The sequence below is a fragment of the Pacificibacter marinus genome (genome assembly GCF_900109555.1).
In the GTDB taxonomy this organism is placed as follows: Bacteria; Pseudomonadota; Alphaproteobacteria; order Rhodobacterales; family Rhodobacteraceae; genus Celeribacter; species Celeribacter marinus_C.
This window is the reverse complement of record NZ_FNZV01000004.1, coordinates 67,019-84,450: the sequence shown is the minus strand read 5'-3', so window position 1 is coordinate 84,450 and position 17,432 is coordinate 67,019. Positions and strand designations below refer to the sequence as shown.

Sequence of the window (17,432 nt, the reverse complement as noted above, 5' to 3'; positions counted from 1 at the left end):
ACGCGTCGCATTCAAAAAAAATCACCTATCAGCGCGATTTATCTCTTGCGCCATGGGCGAGGCTCGCATAAATACCCGCTCACGCCAAGTGTGGTCCCTTCGTCTATCGGTTAGGACGCCAGGTTTTCAACCTGGAAAGAGGGGTTCAATTCCCCTAGGGACTGCCATGGCGGACTTTCCTTCATATATCGTTTGTGGACCAATTTAACGCAAATTCAGTATCTTCTGTTTGCGTTAAAATTATTGACGTCTGTCATTTACAAATCAGCATTCAATTGCAGATCAATGAGAGAAAATAAAACATTTACGACAATTTTAGGCCATAGCCCCCTTGCGCTTTCGGCTCAGCTGCCCTAAATACCGCCACACACCAATTGCGGTCCCTTCGTCTATCGGTTAGGACGCCAGGTTTTCAACCTGGAAAGAGGGGTTCAATTCCCCTAGGGACTGCCATTGGTGTAAATTCTCCCTCTCATAAAATATATCTTGCACGTTAAACCAGATTACTTTGCGGTATCTCGCATGGTCTACGCTCATTTGCGCCAGCCACACGTTGCACAGTCCGTCACCTAATAGTCAGGACTTGCCTGATGTCTGTGATCTAAAGCGGAACATGCACATGTTTTACATCAAACACTTGGGCCTAACGTCGCTCGGCCACACGGGGCAGATCAGACATATCGTCCAAGGCCATTCCAGATGTAAACATGTTCGCGCGAGCACGCCCTTCGTGTTTAGAGGCATACAGCGCTGTATCTGCGTCTTGCACCATCTGATCGACATCAATCGTCTCATATAAGTCGGTGATTGTGACCCCGATAGATCCCGAAATACGGCACACGGCCCCATTAAAGGGAATGGGGATTTCCAGCTGGGAAATGATGCGCTGTGCAACCTTCATCAACTGATCTTGGTTGGTCATCTTGTGAAAAACCAAGATGAATTCATCCCCCCCTACACGCGCCACCAAGTCTTCACTCCGCGTTTCTTCCACCAAAAGATTGGCAACACGTTGCAACACAGTGTCCCCCGCAGCATGACCGTGCGTGTCGTTCACGTCTTTGAAATAATCCAAATCGAGGTGCATCAATGCGAACGGACTGTGACTGCGGATCATGCGCTCAAGGACGTGATCCATAGCGCGGCGGTTTTTAAGCCCCGTCAGCGTGTCGGTAAAGGCCTGTTCTTCGGCGGCCACCTTGGCCCCCTGAAGACGCGCGTTGAGCTGTTTGGTTTCTTCCATAACGGCAGTTTTCGCTTCAACCAGATACAGCATTTCGATGGTTAAATCCGTCGGAGCAAAATCCCCCGCTGTCAGCCGATAGTCACGCACAGCCTCGACCACGGAAATGCCGAACGACAGGTTCACCAACAAACCAGCGCCTTTGTGCATTGGGGTTGCGACCCCCTTTAGCCGCGTCTGTATGCCCGCCTTAAAGGTCAAATATAACTTTTTATCGATGGGCAAAATCATATCGCCTTTGTCACGCCCATCATCGCGCAAATCGAACACATCTAAAAACCGTGCCCCCAGCAGCTGCGCCTCAGGGCGTAATTTCCGCAAGGTTGGTCCTATACCGCAAATACGACCAGCCTCATCCACCACCACATGCATCGGCATCAACAAATCAAGTGAGGTTTTGTTTAATTGCATACTCTGATCCATACTTTAGCCAACACGTGCAGACAGATCAAAACTGCGCCCCTCGGCAAAAGATTCTTCTAACAGCTGAATATTGATGATCTCTTCACCGGAATCGCGCCATCCTTGGTGCTCCAAAAACACAAGCGCCCCGTAGTCATCCGCCATAGCGCGCATCACGCCGACCATCACATACCCAAACCCCGGCATCGAATGCAGACATATCAGCGTGTGCGTACCATCAAGGTTCTCAAAAAATTCAAGTTCCGGCACCTCAAGGTCGGGCAAAGCCAACCGAGAACGTCCTTCAATTTCATTCAGCGAAAACATGAAATCTTTGTAGTCATCCCCCCCAAATCGCAGCAATCGACGAATCGCTTCAACATTGGGGTGAGACACCAAATATGTGCCCAAATCTTCTAGCAAAGCATCAACAGGTTTCGACAAATTACGCGCAGCAGTGCTCAACAGATTGCTTGTCAACGCATCCTGATAACTCAGCATTGCCTCAAAATTATCGAACCCAAAGTCAGCTTGTTCCGCAATGTCAGCCCAAATTTTTGGACCATACGTATCACGAAGAAAACATTGGATTGCGCGATTTATCATCCCGTGCATAAGCAAAGGGCCCTCATACTTGTACAAGTAAGAGAATAGCCCCGTGACCTTAATAAAATACCAATATGCCCAGTTCACGCTCGATTTACGTCGAACTTCAACACTGACATTACCCTAAACTCACAGAGCAATTTCGGTGGTCAGGATAGCTTGGCAAACAACCCAGCAAGTTCTGTGATGTCTTGCACAACCCAATCCGCGAAAGGCGTCAAATCCGCCCGATCAGCCGTGCCAGTCAACACGCCAACCACCTGCATGCCTGCCTCACGCCCCGCCGTCAGATCATGCAAACTGTCGCCCACCATAAGCGTATGTTCCGGTGCCACCCCAAGCGCCAATGCAGCCGCCACACAACCATCCGGCGCAGGTTTGCCACCAAAGCCGCTGTCATAGCCAATCACCACATCAAATGCAGCGCGCACACTGGCTTGGTCCAAATGCTCGATAGCAACCGCTTCAAAATCATTGGTCACAAGGCCCAGTTTGCGCCCCGGCCCTGCAATCGTGGTTAAGGTTTGTTGCAAATCACCGATATGAGCCAAAGGCACGCTGCCCTTGTTTGGCATCAACCCGTCAACAATGTCTTGGACACTCATGTGCCGCAAAATTGGTACCAGCGCTTCGGCCATATCATGCGGCGTGCCCGCAACAGCCAAGCTTTCCGTCTTAAATATCTGTTGCACCATATCGATGCCAAGCACGCGCCCCGCCTCGGCCGTCAGTGCCGCGTCGCCCTGAGCGAGGCGTTCAATCGCCGTCACAGCCCATGGGCCCCATGTCTTTTGAAAATCAAAAAGCGTTCCATCTTTGTCGAACAAAACCGCCTGTATCAAACTTAAGTCCAATGTACTTGCTCCCCACCTGGCATCGCTTGGCGCGCGCGCGACAGATCATATGGGTCCAGCCCAAGTGTGGTCGCGCAATCGTTAACCCACTCATCATTCATGGTTACGAAATCTAAAACAGCTGTCAGCAACTCAGGTTCGCCAGCTCGGGCACGCAAATCTTGTTCTCCAAGACCAGTGGAGCCAAGAAAAACAGGCAAAAGCTCTTCGTTTCCCACAAGCCAAACCAGCACTTTAAGCGCGAGTGTTTCGGCGGTTTCTTGCTGCATCTGTGGACAACTCCCCTTGGGTCGAAACCCTTTATTAACCAATAAAGCCCATTTTAGGACCAAGTTTTTAACGAACATTCAGTCGCAATGCATACCGCATACCATAGAAATTCGAGGGCACAATGGCAGGACGGATCCTCATCGTGGACAATGTCCCGACAAACCGAATTATTTTGAAAGTGAAACTTTCATCTGCCTATTATGATGTGATCCAAGCCACCTGTGGCAAAGACGCATTGGACCGCGCCCGCGACAGTGATCCCGAAATCATTATCCTTGATACGGATCTTGGCGACATGACCGCGCATGACGCTTGTGCGCACCTCAAAGCGGACCCTGCCACGCGTCATATCCCTGTGCTCATCGCCACGCCCCCCGGCGACACCGAGGCCAAAATAGCGGCACTCAAAGCGGGGGCTGATGAATTTTTGGCCAAGCCGATTGACGAATTGGCACTAACGGCTCGTGTGCGCGCCTTGATGCGGGCACGTGCCACAACGGACGAACTGCGCCGACGCGATGAAACCGCGCGGTCTTTGGGCTTTGCAGAAGCACCGTCGAGCTTTGCTGCCTTGGGCAAGATCGTTCTGATCGGGCGCAGCGCCGAAGATGCTATGACATGGCGCGCAGGTCTGCGGGGTTTGGTGATGGACGAAATAGAAATCATTCAAGCCGATAAAGTGCTTGAAGCGATTGCCAAAAATAACGTGGCCGATCTGTATGTGATTTCCAGTGACATTTTGGGCAAGACCAATGGGCTGCGTTTGCTTTCAGACATTCGGGCGCGGCCGCACACGCGCTCTGCTGGCATTGTGGTTGTTCATGGTCCGCAAGACCGTAAAGAAGCGGTGATGGCGCTTGATCTGGGGGCCAACGACATCATCACACGCGGCGCGGATCCCGAAGAATTGGCTTTGCGCCTGCGATCACAAATGCGCCGCAAAAAAGAAGCCGATGTACTGCGAAATTCCGTCGATGAAGGGCTTCGTTTGGCGATGATTGACCCTTTAACAGGGCTCTATAATCGCCGCTACGCCTTGCCATATATTGCGCAAGTGTCGCAAAAATCCATTCTACTGGAGCAGAATTTCGCACTGATGTTGATCGACTTAGATCGCTTCAAACTGGTCAATGACACCTACGGCCACGCTGTGGGCGACCAAGTGCTCACCGAAGTGGCAAAGCGCATGCGGGATAATTTGCGTGGCATTGATCTTGTCGCGCGTTTTGGTGGCGAAGAGTTTTTGATCTGTATGCCGATGACCACTTTGGTTGAGGCACGCACAGCCGCCGAACGCCTGCGGTCGGTGATTTTCAACACGCCAGTGGCCGTTGCTTCAGATGGCACATCTGTGTCCATTTCCGCGTCGATCGGCCTGTCCATGGGCGGGCAAACCGGTGAAACGATCGAGATGCTTTTACAAATTTCAGACCGCGCCCTTTATGATGCGAAAGCCGAAGGACGCAATCAAGTGACCCTCGGCTCTCACGCGGCCTAAACGCCACGTTTTCTATAAGTAATGCTTACCAAAACGGACTAAGGCTTCGGCGGGCGTCCATCGTCACGCGACTTGTCGCGCCGTGGCGGACGCTGCAACGCCTGATCCAAACGCACCGCATAGGCAGCGCGCGCCTCTGGTGTCATCGCGGCGATATGATCTGTAATCACGTCAGCCCCAATTTTTTGCAGTTCGGCCAAATCATCGAGCTGCATCAACATCTGCGATTTCAGCGTCTGAACATCAAAAGGATCCGCCTTTATCGTGTCAAGAATGGCCTCGAATTTGGCCTGCGCGGCATTGTGCGCCTTATCAGGACGCCCCGCTTTGCCAATGAAAGCACGCCCAATCATACGACGTTCAGGCGCTTCCAAGGCAGCCACATAAGGGCCAAAACCAAAATCACGCGACTGCATCGCCCGCGCCCGCACATCGCTGTCATGATAACCGCCACGCAACGTAGCGCCCGCGACCAACCCGACGATGGCCAAGTTCACCCCCAAAGACGCGATCAAAATCCAACGCATGCGCCGCGATTTTGACGATGATTTTGGGTCGGGCTTGGACTGTGGTGTTTGCGTTTTTATATCGCTCATAATCTTACCCTTCCGCCGCAAGGTCGTAAAAACTTGGAACCAAGTCATCCAGAGCGTAGCTGGCTGATTGTGTGGTTGTTTGTGTCGTATCGCTGACTTCGGCACTCGACCATGACCCCGACGCAAGCTGCGTCACCGTCGTGGGTGCGCCCAGACCAACGGCCAATCCCATGACCGTGGCCGTCGCCAGCCCCGCGCCACCGCGCCAACCGCCGACCAAATCCAACACAGACGTGATCCACGATCCGCGCTGTGGTGCGACCTCGGGTGGGGCAGACTGTGCCCACGCCGGCAATCCTGCGCCCATCGCGTCTTGTTGTGCATCTGCATCGGCCAAAACCCGCGCCATAAAGGCGTCTGAAAGCGGCACAGTGTCAGCCTGCACCACATCTCGCGCCTGTGCGAACAGAGCGTCTAGGTCAGCATCTTTGATAAAATTATCACGCTGTGTCATCTTCAAACCCCAAAATTTCGCGCTGATCAGCCAATGCTTTGGCCAGCGCCCGTTTGCCCCGTGCAGTCAAACTTTCGACCGCCTCGACGCCTATATCTAAAACCTGTGCAATCTCAGGGTTTGAAAACCCTTCAATATGACGCAGAATGACCGCTTCTTTTTGCCGCTCGGGCAAGGTGTTCAGCGCGCGGTCCAGCGCATCCACCCTTTGTTTGTGCATCAAAACAGCCTCTTGCGAGGGCTTGCCGTCCTCAGGCTCTGCGATGTCATCCAAAGCCGCCCCGCGTTTTTTACGCAAACGATCCGTGCACAAATTGGTCACAACACGGTAAAGCCAAGTTGTGACTTTTGCCTCGCCTGTGCGCCACTCAGGGGCGATTTTCCACAAACGCATCATCGCATCTTGGGCGACATCTTCGGCCTCGGCGCGATCTTTAAGCAACCTTGCGGCATAGCCAATCACCCGTGGGGCATGGCGCTGCATCAAAACGCGCGCAGCGGTACGATCACCATTGCCATAAGCAATCAGCAACGCGTCGTCTGAGGCATCATCTTGTACATCTAAAGGCATATTCATCACCCGTTAGACGTAACTTGCGTTGGTGTCGGCGTCCATGCTCTCAAGTCCTGTTTGTGCATATTTTAGGGCCTTTGCGCGCAGCGCGCCTGTATTTTAAATGTGGCGGGGCGCGCAAAACGCCCCAGCCTTTGATATTATGTGGTCACAAACCGACTTATTTGTCGTGTTTGTCGCGACCACCTTTGCCGTGCTCACCTTTGCCATGACCACGTGGGCCAGCAGCGTTCATTTCGTCTTCAGACAATGCACCATCGCCATCAGTATCCATGCGCTCAAAAGGTGTTTTGCGCATTTCGCCGCTCATTTCGTCAAGTGACAATTCGCCATCGCCATCCGCATCCATTTTGGCAATCATACGTTCGGTGCCTTTGGTCATGCGTTCTTGTTGTTTCGCGGCGTGGTGAGCTGCCATTTCTGCGGCAGACACTGTGCCACTGCCGTCTGCATCAAGCTCGGCAAAACGTGCAGCTTTAAAAGCATCCATTTCAGCTTGGGTCACTTTGCCGTCGCCGTCCGTATCAAGCGTCGCGAAATCAGGGCGCGCTTCATCGCGGCCCATATCGCCACCCATGCGCTCATGTTGGCCGGATTTACCCATGCCTTTGCCTTCGCCCTTGCTGTCATGAGCAAAGCCCGCAACAGTTGAACCAAGAACAGCGATCAGAGCGACAGCAGAGATTACAGAAGTCCGTTTCATAGTATTAAGTCCTTTGTTTGGTCTCATGCGCGGTGCGAATGTCGTTGGTGCAGCGCGCTTATGATAGTAAAACGGGCCCCACGCCGTATTCCGTCGCGCAGGCACAAAAAAAATCAAACGGGTGAAAATATGCAGACTGTATAAAGGCAAAACTTGCGCGACATCCGGACGCAAGGACAATGCATCCTCTATTTCGTAACACTGTGGTTCTTATAATGATGCCACGTGCACAGCGTACACAGACTTAAAAGGCGAGACGCATGACAGATACTGCTCTTGATGACGTGACAGATATGCCTGCGGTGGCGATGTCCCCCGCAAATCAGCCGGCAGAGCGCGAGATGAAACCAGCGTTGTTGCGCGGGTGGAAAAGGCGCTGCCCGTCTTGTGGCAATGGTCCGATGCTTAAGGGCTATTTGAAAGTGCGCAATGAATGCCCTGTGTGCGGCGAAGCGTTTCATCATCACCGCGCGGATGACGGCCCCCCCTATTTGACCATTTTGATTGTGGGTCACTTGATGGCCCCATTGATGGGCTGGGTCTATATGGAATATCGACCTGATCCATTGGTGATGCTTGCGATCTTTGCCACAGGCACAGTGGCGCTGTCTTTGTATCTTTTGCCGCGTTTCAAAGGCATGATCGTGGCCTTTCAATGGGCCAAGCGCATGGGCGGGTTTGGCGCGTCTCAAAGTGCCAAACCCAAACTTTAGCAGCTAGGCGTAGCGCTGTTTCAAGCGCCGCACGTCATAAAGCCAACTCAGGACAGCAAAGGGTCGCACGTGATGTGACCCTTTTGTTTGTGCGTATTTATGCACGGTCTTTCATGTGTCACCCGCAGCATCTTGCGGTTTGTGCGCTTGAATGGTCTACTCCTATCCCAAAGCGAGCACAGATAAGAATCGAGCGAAAAGCCAATGTCAGACGATCTTCTCACAGGGTCTTCCCCCACTTACGACGCCTCCTCCATTGAAGTGCTTGAGGGCCTTGAGCCTGTGCGCAAACGCCCCGGTATGTATATCGGCGGTACGGATGAACGCGCCTTACACCACCTTGTGGCCGAGATTTTGGACAACTCGATGGACGAAGCCGTCGCGGGTCACGCCAATCGCATCGAGATGACATTACACGCTGATCATTCCGTCACCATCACCGACAACGGGCGTGGCATTCCTATCGATCCGCACCCCAAGTTTCCGGGCAAATCCGCTCTGGAAGTCATCTTGTGTACGCTGCACGCTGGCGGCAAATTTTCGGGCGATGCCTATGCCACCTCTGGCGGTCTGCACGGGGTTGGCTCTTCGGTTGTGAACGCTCTGTCTGACAGTCTGATCGTACAAGTCGCTAAAAACAAAGAACTTTACGAACAACGATTCTCGCGCGGCATCCCTCTTGGCCCCGTTGAAAAGATCGGCTCCGCCCCCAACAAACGCGGCACATTCGTCACATTCCACGCGGACGAACAAATCTTTGGCAAACACCGCTTTAAACCCAAACGCCTGTTCACTCTTGCCCGCTCAAAAGCCTTCCTCTTTTCAGGCGTCGAAATCCGCTGGAAATCCGAAATCGATGACGGCGAAACACCCGTCCAAGCCACCTTTCACTTCCCCGGTGGCCTCGCGGACTACCTCAAAGAAACCCTCGGCAAATCCATGACCTACGCCGAAGCGCCTTTCGCGGGCACCGTCGAATTCCAACCGCGCTTTGGCGTTCCGGGCAAAGTCGAATGGGCCGTCAATTGGACCCCCTCACGCGATGGCTTCATCCAATCCTACTGTAACACCGTGCCAACCCCCGAAGGCGGCACTCATGAGGGCGGCTTTTGGTCCGCCATTCTCAAAGGTATCCGTGCCTATGGCGACCTTGTGGGCAATAAAAAATCCAAAGACATCACCCGTGACGATCTGATCACGGGCGGCTGTGCTTTGGTGTCCTGTTTCATCCGCGAACCCGAATTTGTCGGCCAAACCAAAGACCGCCTTGCCACCGCTGACGCCGCGCGTCTGGTGGAAAACGCTGTGCGCGATCACTTTGACAACTGGCTGGCCGCTGATACCAAATCCGCTGGCGCTATCCTTGATTTCCTTGTGCTGCGCTCAGAAGAACGTCTGCGCCGCCGCCAAGAAAAAGAAACCCAGCGCAAAACAGCCACCAAAAAACTGCGCCTTCCGGGCAAGCTGACCGATTGCACCGCCAAAAATCGCGAAAACACCGAACTGTTTATCGTCGAGGGCGATTCCGCTGGCGGCTCGGCCAAAGGCGCGCGCAAACGTGAAACCCAAGCGCTTTTGCCCCTCAAAGGTAAAATCCTAAACGTGCTGGGCGCTGCCTCGAACAAGCTGAACACAAACCAAGAAATCAACGATATTTGCGAAGCCTTGGGCGTTCAAATGGGCACGCGATTCAACGTCGAAGACCTGCGCTACGATAAAATCATCATCATGACCGATGCGGATGTCGATGGCGCACACATCGCCGCTTTGCTGATGACATTCTTCTTTACCCAAATGCGGCCCTTGATTGACCAAGGTCACCTCTATCTGGCCTGCCCGCCGCTCTACCGCCTGACCCAAGGGGCCAAACGTTTGTATGTGACGGATGATGCGGAAAAAGACATCTGGATGGACAAAGGCCTTGGCGGCAAAGGCAAAATTGACGTGCAGCGGTTCAAAGGGCTTGGCGAAATGGATGCCAAGGATTTGAAAGAAACCACCATGGACCCCAAAACGCGGAAATTGATCCGCGTGACCATCGACGAAAATGTCCCCGGCGAAACCGGTGATCTGGTCGAGCGTCTCATGGGCAAAAAACCAGAACTGCGGTTCCAATATATTCAAGAGCACGCGCAGTATGTCGAGGAGCTCGACGTTTGATTTTCATGCAAGCAGGCTTGCGTGAACTATTTTAAAGGAAAAATTTATGACGACTGTTTTTATCAGCTGGAGCGGCGAAACCAGCAGAGAGATTGCAGAGGAAATCCGTGAATGGATTCCGTCAGTTCTGCAATTTGCTAAACCCTATTTTACACCGAACGATATTGAGAAAGGGGCTAAGTGGGCAACTGAGATTTCCAGTAAGCTATCTGACGCAAATACTGGAATAATTTGTTTGACTAAGGACAACTATGAAAAGCCTTGGATTCTATTCGAAGCAGGTGCCTTGTCCAAAGATTTGGATAAATCAAAAGTGTGTCCTGTACTTTTCGGAATGGAAGACACCGATTTGTCAGGGCCGCTATCGTCTCTACAAGCAACGGCATTCAAAAAGACCGACTTTAAGAAGCTGATGGTCTCAATTAATGATACCGGCGGCGACAACAAACTAAGTCCAGAAACACTTAACAGAGTTTTTGAAATGTGGTGGCCACAGCTAGACAGCAAAATCACGTCCATTCTCTCGAAAGAACGCAAATCCAGTGGCGAAATTCGCCCTGACAGAGATATTCTTGAAGAGATTTTATCGCTATCACGCAGCAATGCCCGAAGCGGTAGAGATATCGATAGTAAGACAAATGTTCCAGCAGGATTCGTTAGAGACTTGCTAGATGAGCTTGATGTCGCAATAGAAAGAAATGTGGAAATTGCAGATGATAAATTGCAGAGCAAATTTGGTAAAATTCTCGCTTTAACAAAATACCTAGCACATCACAGTGATGCACCAAGAGACATGCTGTCTAGAATCGATAAAATGGAACAACGCAATGATAGCTTCATTCCGTTCTAAGTACCGCACCCCAAGCGCCTGACCCTAGGGGGGCGACATAGGCGCCCTCCCGTGGGGAGGGTCAGGCGCGACAAACAGGCTTTGGCCTGTTTGTCATTAGGCTCTGCAAACACGCAACGCCCTCTGCCGCAACCTTTTTTCACCCCAACATCTTGTGTCCGACAAATGCCATACGCTTGCCATACCAAAAGCCGACGTGGTGCAGACGGTATTCTGACAGCTTATGTCGCGGGCACCAAAACGCCATTGTCCAGCCGCAAAACGCGGTCCATTTTGCCCGCCAACTCCATATTATGCGTGGCGATCAAAGCGGCCAGACCCTCGTCGCGTGCCACCTTCATCAGCGCTTCAAACACACGGTCAGACGTTGCAGGATCAAGGTTCCCCGTCGGCTCATCCGCCAACAATAACGCGGGGCGATTGGCCAACGCACGGCAAAACGCCACCCGTTGTTGTTCCCCCCCCGACATCGCCGCCGGTCGGTGGTCCGCGCGGGCTTCAACCCCGACAGATGTCAATAGTTTCAACGCTCTAGCTTCGGCATCGCGTTGCGACACCCCGTTGGCCAGTTGCGGCAAAACGATGTTTTCCAACGCAGAAAACTCAGGCAGCAAGTGGTGGAATTGATAGATAAATCCCACCTGCCCACGGCGCATCGCGGTGCGCGCAGTGTCGTCCAATCCCGTCACATCCGTCCCGTCGATCACAACGCGGCCAGAGCGCGCAGTGTCCAACATGCCAGCGATGTGCAAAAGCGTCGATTTCCCCGCGCCAGAAGGCGCAACAAGCGCGACGACTTCGCCCTTTTTGACCGTTAAATCAACGCCGTTGAGCACCTGAACTTCATTCGGTTTGCCCGCGTTGTAGTGTTTTGTAACGCCCTGTAATTCCAGCATATTACTCATAGCGCAGTGCCTCCACAGGGTTCATCCGCGCCGCTTTGCGGGCAGGGAAAATGGTCACGATAAACGACAGGCCAAGCGACAAAGATACGGCTTTTAGCACATCAACCAACCGCAATTCGGCTGGCAGGGCATAAATGCCGCGAATAGACGGGTCCCACGCGCCACCGCCGTTCAAATAGTTAACGAACGACATGATGTTGTCGATGTACATCGCAAACAGCGCGCCAAGCGCCACGCCAAACACCGTGCCGACAATGCCAGTGAAAGCGCCGCAGATAAAAAACACCCTCATAACAGAGCCTTGGGTCAGTCCGATGGTGCGTAAAATGCCAATATCGCGGCCTTTGTTTTTGACCAACATGATAAGACCAGAGATGATATTCAGCGTAGCCACGGTGACCAAAATGGCCAAAATGACGAACATCACGTTGTCCTCAATATCCAAAGCACGCAAAAAAGATCCCGAAGCATCCCGCCAAGTCCACACCATGCCACGGTCCCCCACGGCCGTGAGCAGATGCATAGCTATATCATCGACTTTTTCAGGATGTTCGATCATGACTTCGATTTCATCGGCAGCGCCCTGCCTGTTAAAGTACTTTTGCGCCTCAGAGAAAGTTAGGTAAGCTCTTGTTTTATCAATGTCATACCGTCCAGCAGTGAAAACATAGACAACCTCATAAGAAGACACCCGCGGCGAGGTTCCAAAAGCGGTTTTGGCTCCTTCAGGAGAGATCAATTTAATCTTGTCACCGACAGCCACACCCAATTCGCGCGCGACGCCTGATCCGATCGCAATGCCATCAGAAAACCGCGAAATATCGCCCCAAGCTTCATCAGGGTTTTGGCCCACACGCGGGATGGTTAACAGGTCATCATAGGAAATGCCGTAGACATCGACGGCCGCGTTCGAACCGCGAAAAGACCCCATGACTTGTCCGCGCACCAAAGGTGCAGCGCGTGTCACACCAGGCACCGCACGCAATGCATCGGCCCACACGTCGAAGTCTTTGATTTCGCGTGATGTATCGCCATCCTCAACATAGATAGAAGAATAGACGGTGACATGAGCGTTGGAGCCTAGGATCGTGTCGACGAATTCATTGCGAAATCCGGCGCGCACAGCGAGTGTGATGATGAGAGCCGCCACAGCAAGTGTGATACCGATCAGCGAAATCCACGTCATCGTGGATACTCCGCCCTCTTCGCGCCTCGCGCGTAGATATCGCCAAGCGATCATCCATTCGAACCGCGAAAATGGTGCAGTTGAAACACTCTTACTTTGATCCACGGGGCATCCTCTGAGGCCAATTTCTATCTGGCAGACCATGTTGGTTGCAGCACAAAAGGTCAAGATATCCAGCGGATTGCTCGGCAGAGACACGCCCAGATGCAGCCTGCCTTAAACGGAGAATACCCGCTGAATGAAGTGCTTGTTGAGATTGAGCGTTTCTCAGTTGAATTTGGGCCGACGACGCCGAAACGGCCAAAGCATGAAATGCAAAACTGCAGCGATTCCGCCCCAGCCGATCAAAAAACCACCTGCCGCAGAAATTCCACCCTCAACCGTTAAGGGCAAAGCAGGTTGAAAATCGGTATATGTGGCAGAAACCAAATTCACATCTCGCAAACGATGCGGCATGGAAATGCGTTCCAATGGTGAGGCATCAGACAGGCGCTGCAAATCACCAGACAAACGCGCGTGACGAGCAATAGTAGCACGCATATCGCGCCGCCGATTGTCCATAAACACCGAACCGCCCATTGAGGCCAAAGCCTCAACTCGGGTCATATCGGCCTTGTTCGCGGAGTTATCAAAATCGCCAATCACCACAGACAGCGCATCGACCTGCCCGCCCAGACGCTGCATGTATTGTTGAGTGAATTCAGGAAACTGAGATACAATCGCTGCGCCGAACATACCGCCGACAAGCGTGAGTGTTTTGATGATCATGCTCTGCCTCTGAGCTTATATATTTTTAATCACGCTAACGGGATTCGTGCCTCAAATGCAAATACTGAGAGCTTGGCACATTAAAGCAGCAGATTTCAGCGTAAAATAAAGACAAAACGCCCCACAAAACTGCAGGGCGTTTTCATAAGACTAAAGGATAAACTCTTAAAGGTTGGTGTAGATTTTCACTATTTTCTGAATGGCCATCTCTGGTGTCATTTCCTCAGATTCACCTGTACGGCGTGACGTGACTTCTACAACACCGTTTTTCAGTCCACGAGGCCCAACAGTGATGCGCCAAGGCAAACCGATCAGATCCATCGTCGCAAATTTACCACCAGCGCGCTCTTTGCGGTCATCATACAAAGGATCAAGACCCAGTGCTTGAAACGATTTATACAGTGCCTCACAGGCCCCATCCGCTTCGTCATCGCCTTGTTTCAAGTTGACGATGCCAACATGGAACGGCGTAACGCCTTCGGGCCAAATGATGCCATTCTCGTCATGGTTTGCTTCAATAAGCGCACCAAGCAAACGCGACACGCCAATGCCGTGTGACCCCATGTGAACGGGGGTCTTTTTACCATCTTGGCCGACAACTTCTGCGCCCATGCTTTCAGAGTACTTAGTACCAAAGTAGAAAATCTGACCGACTTCGATACCGCGCGCTGTCATTTGGCGTTCTTGAGGCACCTTCGCAAATTCAGCCGCGTCATGTGTCTCATCGGTACGGGCATAAAGCGATGTGAATTCTTCCATCACACCACGACAATCATCAACGTTGTACGGGTCTATATCGCGATTGCCGAGTTTAATGTCGGTGACGTTTTTGTCGTAGAAAACCTCGGATTCGCCAGTATCAGCCAGCACCAAGAATTCATGTGTGTCATCCCCGCCAATCGGACCGGAATCTGCGCGCATGGGAATGGCCTGCAACCCCATACGCTCGTATGTGCGCAGGTAAGACACAAGATGGCGATTGTAAGAGTGCATCGCATCTTCTTTAGTTAAATCAAAATTGTAGCCATCTTTCATTAAGAATTCACGGCCACGCATCACGCCAAAACGAGGACGCACTTCGTCGCGGAATTTCCATTGAATGTGGTAAAGTGTCAGCGGCAAATCTTTGTACGATCCAACATGCGCGCGGAAAATATCAGTGATCATTTCTTCATTGGTCGGACCGTACAACATGTCACGGCCATGGCGATCAGAGATACGCAGCATTTCATCGCCATACGCATCATAACGTCCACTTTCGCGCCACAGATCTGCAGATTGCAAAGTCGGCATCAAAAGCGGGATATGCCCAACGCGTTGCTGTTCTTCATGTACGATATTTTCGACATTTTTAAGAACTTTATAGCCCAAAGGCAGCCACGAATAGATACCCGCAGATTGTTGACGGATCATCCCCGCACGCAACATCAAGCGGTGCGAAGCGATCTGCGCATCCGCAGGTGTTTCTTTAAGAACGGGCAAAAAATAACGGCTTAGGCGCATGGAACTGCCTCTAGAATTGAGTGAATTTCATACGGTCTATGCGATCCTCTTCGCGCAGACAAGTCGTCGCCTTTCATTGCAAGCCAACTTAAACGCTCTTTAAGTCTATGAGGGTAAAGTCACTATCACACGCAATCGTGCCTCCTGACTGCGATGATGCGGCGTATTCCTGTCAAAATGCGCTGTTTCTCACATAAATGGCCGACAATAAATGACGATGCCAAGCTACAGGGCTTGAATATGACCGAATACGGGGTGATATGTAGGAAAACATGGAGATGTATGTTGGCCTTACCCGTACGAGATCAAGTTAAATACTGGAGTCTTGCAAGCGTCGGCGTTCTTGGCGTTATTTGGGTTCTGGGTGACGTAATGCTGCCTTTTATCTTGGCGATGGCAGTTGCTTACATGCTTGACCCTGTGGCCGATAGGTTAGAGTCCTTTGGGCTTTCGCGCGTCTTGGCCACCGTTGTAATCACTGCCTCAGCCGCGTTTGTATTCATCTTGATCGCCCTGCTGGTTGTGCCAACGCTGAGCAGGCAAGCCACAGATTTGGTTGCCTCAGTACCACAGTTCATTGAGGATTTCCAAAAACTCCTGACCGCAAGATTTCCTGAGATTTTAGACGATAAAAGCCAGCTGCATCAATCATTGCTGCAAATCGGCGAAACAATTCAGTCGCGTGGCGGTGAACTGTTATCGACCGCTATCGCATCGGTTATGAGTATTTTTAACGTGATGATGGTGCTGTTTTTGGTCCCCGTGATCACATTTTATCTGTTGCTAGATTGGGATCATATGGTCGCAGAAGTTGACGAACTTTTGCCGCGTGACCATGCTCCCGTTTTGCGCCGTCTTGCGCGGGAAATCGACCAAACGCTCGCGTCGTTCATTCGCGGTCAAGGCACTGTGTGCTTGATTTTAGGCGTGTTCTACGCCGCAGCATTGATGTTGGCGGGGCTAAAATTTGGTTTGGTCACGGGTGCCATCGCAGGCGCTCTGACCTTTATCCCCTATGTTGGCGCGCTTGTTGGCGGCGTTTTGTCCATCGGGCTCGCGTTGTTTCAGTTTTGGGGCGGTACAGAAGTCATCGACGGGCAAACTGTCACCGAGGCCACAGATTGGGTGCGCATCGGATTGGTGGTCGGTATTTTTGCGCTCGGGCAATTTTTCGAAGGCAATATTCTGACCCCAAAACTGGTCGGATCGTCTATCGGGCTTCATCCCGTTTGGCTCATCTTTTCTTTGACTGCCTTTGGCACATTATTCGGCTTTGTCGGCATGCTTATCGCCGTTCCTGTAGCCGCGGCAATTGGTGTTGTCACTCGATTTGCAATCGAACAATATCAAGACAGCAGGCTTTACACTGGGATCAATGCAGACGACCAAGACGCCACGCAATCTGACGTGAGCGGGCACCCCTAAAGCATGACTGAGCAACTGACTTTCGATCTTCCCGTCCGTGAAGCCCTGCAGCGGGAAGCCTTTTTTGTCTCGCCCTCTAACGCCATTGCTTTGGCGACATTGGACAGAGCAGACATGTGGCCCAACAATAAATTGGTGCTCACCGGACCACGCGGATCGGGGAAAACCCACATGGCGCATGTTTGGGCCGTGGACTGCAATGCCGTGATTATCGGAGTTGATGAACTGGCTGACGCCGATATTCCCATGCTAGCCAGCCTCAAACACGTTGTTGTCGAAGATGCCGATTGTATAGCCACGCTCAATGACCCAACAGCGACCGAAGCTGCGCTGTTTCACCTGCACAACCTGACATTGGCCGAAGGTGGGCATCTATTGGTCACCGCCAGCACGCCCCCCAATCAATGGACGCTGAGCCTGCCTGATCTTGCTTCGCGCATGCAAGGCACGTCTGTCGCAAAAATCGATCCGCCAGATGATGCGCTTTTATCTGCTATGTTGCTCAAACAATTTGACGACAGGCAATTGGCGATTTCTTATCCGCTCATTCCATATTTGGTCAAACGCATGGAGCGTTCAACAGACAATGTCCGCAGCATTGTTGAGATACTAGATGCCGCCGCCCTGCGCGAAGGCAAGCCGATTTCACGCAGCTTTGCCGCGCAAGTTCTGGACAATATGCCGTTGAGCGCGCAGGATAAAATCTAGTTCCCTCATACTGG

18 protein-coding genes and 2 tRNA genes are annotated in these 17,432 nt (G+C 52.1%); 8 read left to right on the top strand and 12 right to left on the bottom strand.

The features are described 5' to 3' along the window. Positions 1-92: 92 nt before the first annotated feature. A tRNA-Glu gene (locus BM025_RS06930) sits at positions 93-167 on the top strand. A 211-nt stretch (positions 168-378) separates the two neighbouring features. Next, positions 379-453, top strand: a tRNA-Glu gene (locus BM025_RS06925). A 190-nt stretch (positions 454-643) separates the two neighbouring features. Here the strand turns inward: BM025_RS06925 and BM025_RS06920 are convergent. The 4 genes from BM025_RS06920 to BM025_RS06905 form a co-directional block, all read right to left on the bottom strand. Then, positions 644-1,654 (bottom strand): GGDEF domain-containing protein, encoded by a 1,011-nt coding sequence (locus BM025_RS06920; RefSeq protein WP_244515523.1) that lies wholly within the window; start codon positions 1,652-1,654, stop codon positions 644-646. Between the two features lie 15 nt (positions 1,655-1,669). Further along, the gene (locus BM025_RS06915; RefSeq protein WP_085849125.1) at positions 1,670-2,260 is read right to left on the bottom strand and encodes a heme NO-binding domain-containing protein; all 591 of its coding nucleotides are present in this window, start codon (positions 2,258-2,260) and stop codon (positions 1,670-1,672) included. A gap of 140 nt (positions 2,261-2,400) precedes the next feature. After that, the gene (locus BM025_RS06910; RefSeq protein WP_085849126.1) at positions 2,401-3,105 is read right to left on the bottom strand and encodes an HAD family hydrolase; all 705 of its coding nucleotides are present in this window, start codon (positions 3,103-3,105) and stop codon (positions 2,401-2,403) included. Continuing rightward, positions 3,096-3,374, bottom strand: a complete 279-nt coding sequence (locus BM025_RS06905; RefSeq protein ID WP_085849127.1) for a DUF3572 domain-containing protein — start codon at positions 3,372-3,374, stop codon at positions 3,096-3,098. Before BM025_RS06905 ends, BM025_RS06910 begins: the two co-directional genes overlap by 10 nt. Positions 3,375-3,496: 122 nt before the next feature. Between BM025_RS06905 and BM025_RS06900 the strand changes: the two genes are divergently transcribed. Then, positions 3,497-4,873 carry a diguanylate cyclase gene (locus BM025_RS06900; RefSeq protein WP_085849128.1) on the top strand — a complete coding sequence of 459 codons (1,377 nt, stop codon included), beginning with the start codon at positions 3,497-3,499 and terminating at the stop codon, positions 4,871-4,873. 38 nt (positions 4,874-4,911) lie between these two features. On the opposite strand, the gene BM025_RS06895 is transcribed toward BM025_RS06900, so the two are convergent. The 4 genes from BM025_RS06895 to BM025_RS06880 form a co-directional block, all read right to left on the bottom strand. Next, on the bottom strand, positions 4,912-5,469 hold the full coding sequence (locus BM025_RS06895) for a periplasmic heavy metal sensor (RefSeq protein ID WP_170842138.1): 558 nt from the start codon (positions 5,467-5,469) through the stop codon (positions 4,912-4,914). 4 nt (positions 5,470-5,473) lie between these two features. Continuing rightward, on the bottom strand, positions 5,474-5,923 hold the full coding sequence (locus tag BM025_RS06890; RefSeq protein ID WP_085849130.1) for a hypothetical protein: 450 nt from the start codon (positions 5,921-5,923) through the stop codon (positions 5,474-5,476). Then, positions 5,910-6,500: an RNA polymerase sigma factor gene (locus BM025_RS06885; protein WP_085849131.1), complete on the bottom strand. Its 591-nt coding sequence runs from the start codon at positions 6,498-6,500 to the stop codon at positions 5,910-5,912. The genes BM025_RS06890 and BM025_RS06885 overlap by 14 nt, the downstream gene beginning before the upstream one ends. Positions 6,501-6,657: 157 nt before the next feature. Further along, complete coding sequence (locus BM025_RS06880; RefSeq protein ID WP_244515521.1) at positions 6,658-7,200, bottom strand: EF-hand domain-containing protein; 543 nt, start codon at positions 7,198-7,200, stop codon at positions 6,658-6,660. A 308-nt stretch (positions 7,201-7,508) separates the two neighbouring features. Here BM025_RS06880 and BM025_RS06875 point away from each other — a divergent pair, with 308 nt between their 5' ends. The 3 genes from BM025_RS06875 (at position 7,509) to BM025_RS06865 (ending at position 10,923) form a co-directional block, all read left to right on the top strand. Next, positions 7,509-7,913 carry a DUF983 domain-containing protein gene (locus tag BM025_RS06875; RefSeq protein WP_085849215.1) on the top strand — a complete coding sequence of 135 codons (405 nt, stop codon included), beginning with the start codon at positions 7,509-7,511 and terminating at the stop codon, positions 7,911-7,913. A 204-nt stretch (positions 7,914-8,117) separates the two neighbouring features. Then, the gene (parE, locus tag BM025_RS06870; RefSeq protein WP_085849132.1) at positions 8,118-10,073 is read left to right on the top strand and encodes a DNA topoisomerase IV subunit B; all 1,956 of its coding nucleotides are present in this window, start codon (positions 8,118-8,120) and stop codon (positions 10,071-10,073) included. 46 nt (positions 10,074-10,119) lie between these two features. Continuing rightward, entirely contained in the window at positions 10,120-10,923 is an 804-nt protein-coding gene (locus BM025_RS06865) for a TIR domain-containing protein (protein WP_085849133.1), read from the top strand. Between the two features lie 221 nt (positions 10,924-11,144). Here BM025_RS06865 and BM025_RS06860 read toward each other — a convergent pair whose 3' ends face one another. From BM025_RS06860 to proS, 4 genes are all read right to left on the bottom strand, one after another. Next, positions 11,145-11,828, bottom strand: a complete 684-nt coding sequence (locus BM025_RS06860) for an ABC transporter ATP-binding protein (protein WP_085849134.1) — start codon at positions 11,826-11,828, stop codon at positions 11,145-11,147. After that, positions 11,821-13,068: a lipoprotein-releasing ABC transporter permease subunit gene (locus tag BM025_RS06855; RefSeq protein WP_244515545.1), complete on the bottom strand. Its 1,248-nt coding sequence runs from the start codon at positions 13,066-13,068 to the stop codon at positions 11,821-11,823. The genes BM025_RS06860 and BM025_RS06855 overlap by 8 nt, the downstream gene beginning before the upstream one ends. A gap of 213 nt (positions 13,069-13,281) precedes the next feature. Further along, positions 13,282-13,782, bottom strand: a complete 501-nt coding sequence (locus tag BM025_RS06850) for a DUF2937 family protein (RefSeq protein WP_085849135.1) — start codon at positions 13,780-13,782, stop codon at positions 13,282-13,284. 165 nt (positions 13,783-13,947) lie between these two features. Continuing rightward, positions 13,948-15,285, bottom strand: coding sequence for a proline--tRNA ligase (gene proS / locus BM025_RS06845; RefSeq protein ID WP_085849136.1), 1,338 nt, complete (start codon positions 15,283-15,285; stop codon positions 13,948-13,950). A 285-nt stretch (positions 15,286-15,570) separates the two neighbouring features. Here proS and BM025_RS06840 point away from each other — a divergent pair, with 285 nt between their 5' ends. After that, entirely contained in the window at positions 15,571-16,710 is a 1,140-nt protein-coding gene (locus BM025_RS06840; protein WP_085849217.1) for an AI-2E family transporter, read from the top strand. Between the two features lie 3 nt (positions 16,711-16,713). Continuing rightward, positions 16,714-17,418, top strand: coding sequence for a P-loop NTPase family protein (locus BM025_RS06835; RefSeq protein ID WP_085849137.1), 705 nt, complete (start codon positions 16,714-16,716; stop codon positions 17,416-17,418). The last annotated feature ends 14 nt before the right edge of the window (positions 17,419-17,432 follow it).

Coding starts and splice junctions, on each gene's coding strand:
- BM025_RS06920 (WP_244515523.1), bottom strand. CDS start 1,654: ATGCAATTAAACAAAACCTCACTTGATTTGTTGATGCCGATGCATGTG.
- BM025_RS06915 (WP_085849125.1), bottom strand. CDS start 2,260: ATGCACGGGATGATAAATCGCGCAATCCAATGTTTTCTTCGTGATACG.
- BM025_RS06905 (WP_085849127.1), bottom strand. CDS start 3,374: ATGCAGCAAGAAACCGCCGAAACACTCGCGCTTAAAGTGCTGGTTTGG.
- BM025_RS06900 (WP_085849128.1), top strand. CDS start 3,497: ATGGCAGGACGGATCCTCATCGTGGACAATGTCCCGACAAACCGAATT.
- BM025_RS06895 (WP_170842138.1), bottom strand. CDS start 5,469: ATGAGCGATATAAAAACGCAAACACCACAGTCCAAGCCCGACCCAAAA.
- BM025_RS06890 (WP_085849130.1), bottom strand. CDS start 5,923: ATGACACAGCGTGATAATTTTATCAAAGATGCTGACCTAGACGCTCTG.
- BM025_RS06885 (WP_085849131.1), bottom strand. CDS start 6,500: ATGAATATGCCTTTAGATGTACAAGATGATGCCTCAGACGACGCGTTG.
- BM025_RS06880 (WP_244515521.1), bottom strand. CDS start 7,200: ATGAAACGGACTTCTGTAATCTCTGCTGTCGCTCTGATCGCTGTTCTT.
- BM025_RS06875 (WP_085849215.1), top strand. CDS start 7,509: ATGTCCCCCGCAAATCAGCCGGCAGAGCGCGAGATGAAACCAGCGTTG.
- parE (WP_085849132.1), top strand. CDS start 8,118: ATGTCAGACGATCTTCTCACAGGGTCTTCCCCCACTTACGACGCCTCC.
- BM025_RS06865 (WP_085849133.1), top strand. CDS start 10,120: ATGACGACTGTTTTTATCAGCTGGAGCGGCGAAACCAGCAGAGAGATT.
- BM025_RS06860 (WP_085849134.1), bottom strand. CDS start 11,828: ATGAGTAATATGCTGGAATTACAGGGCGTTACAAAACACTACAACGCG.
- BM025_RS06855 (WP_244515545.1), bottom strand. CDS start 13,068: ATGATCGCTTGGCGATATCTACGCGCGAGGCGCGAAGAGGGCGGAGTA.
- BM025_RS06850 (WP_085849135.1), bottom strand. CDS start 13,782: ATGATCATCAAAACACTCACGCTTGTCGGCGGTATGTTCGGCGCAGCG.
- proS (WP_085849136.1), bottom strand. CDS start 15,285: ATGCGCCTAAGCCGTTATTTTTTGCCCGTTCTTAAAGAAACACCTGCG.
- BM025_RS06835 (WP_085849137.1), top strand. CDS start 16,714: ATGACTGAGCAACTGACTTTCGATCTTCCCGTCCGTGAAGCCCTGCAG.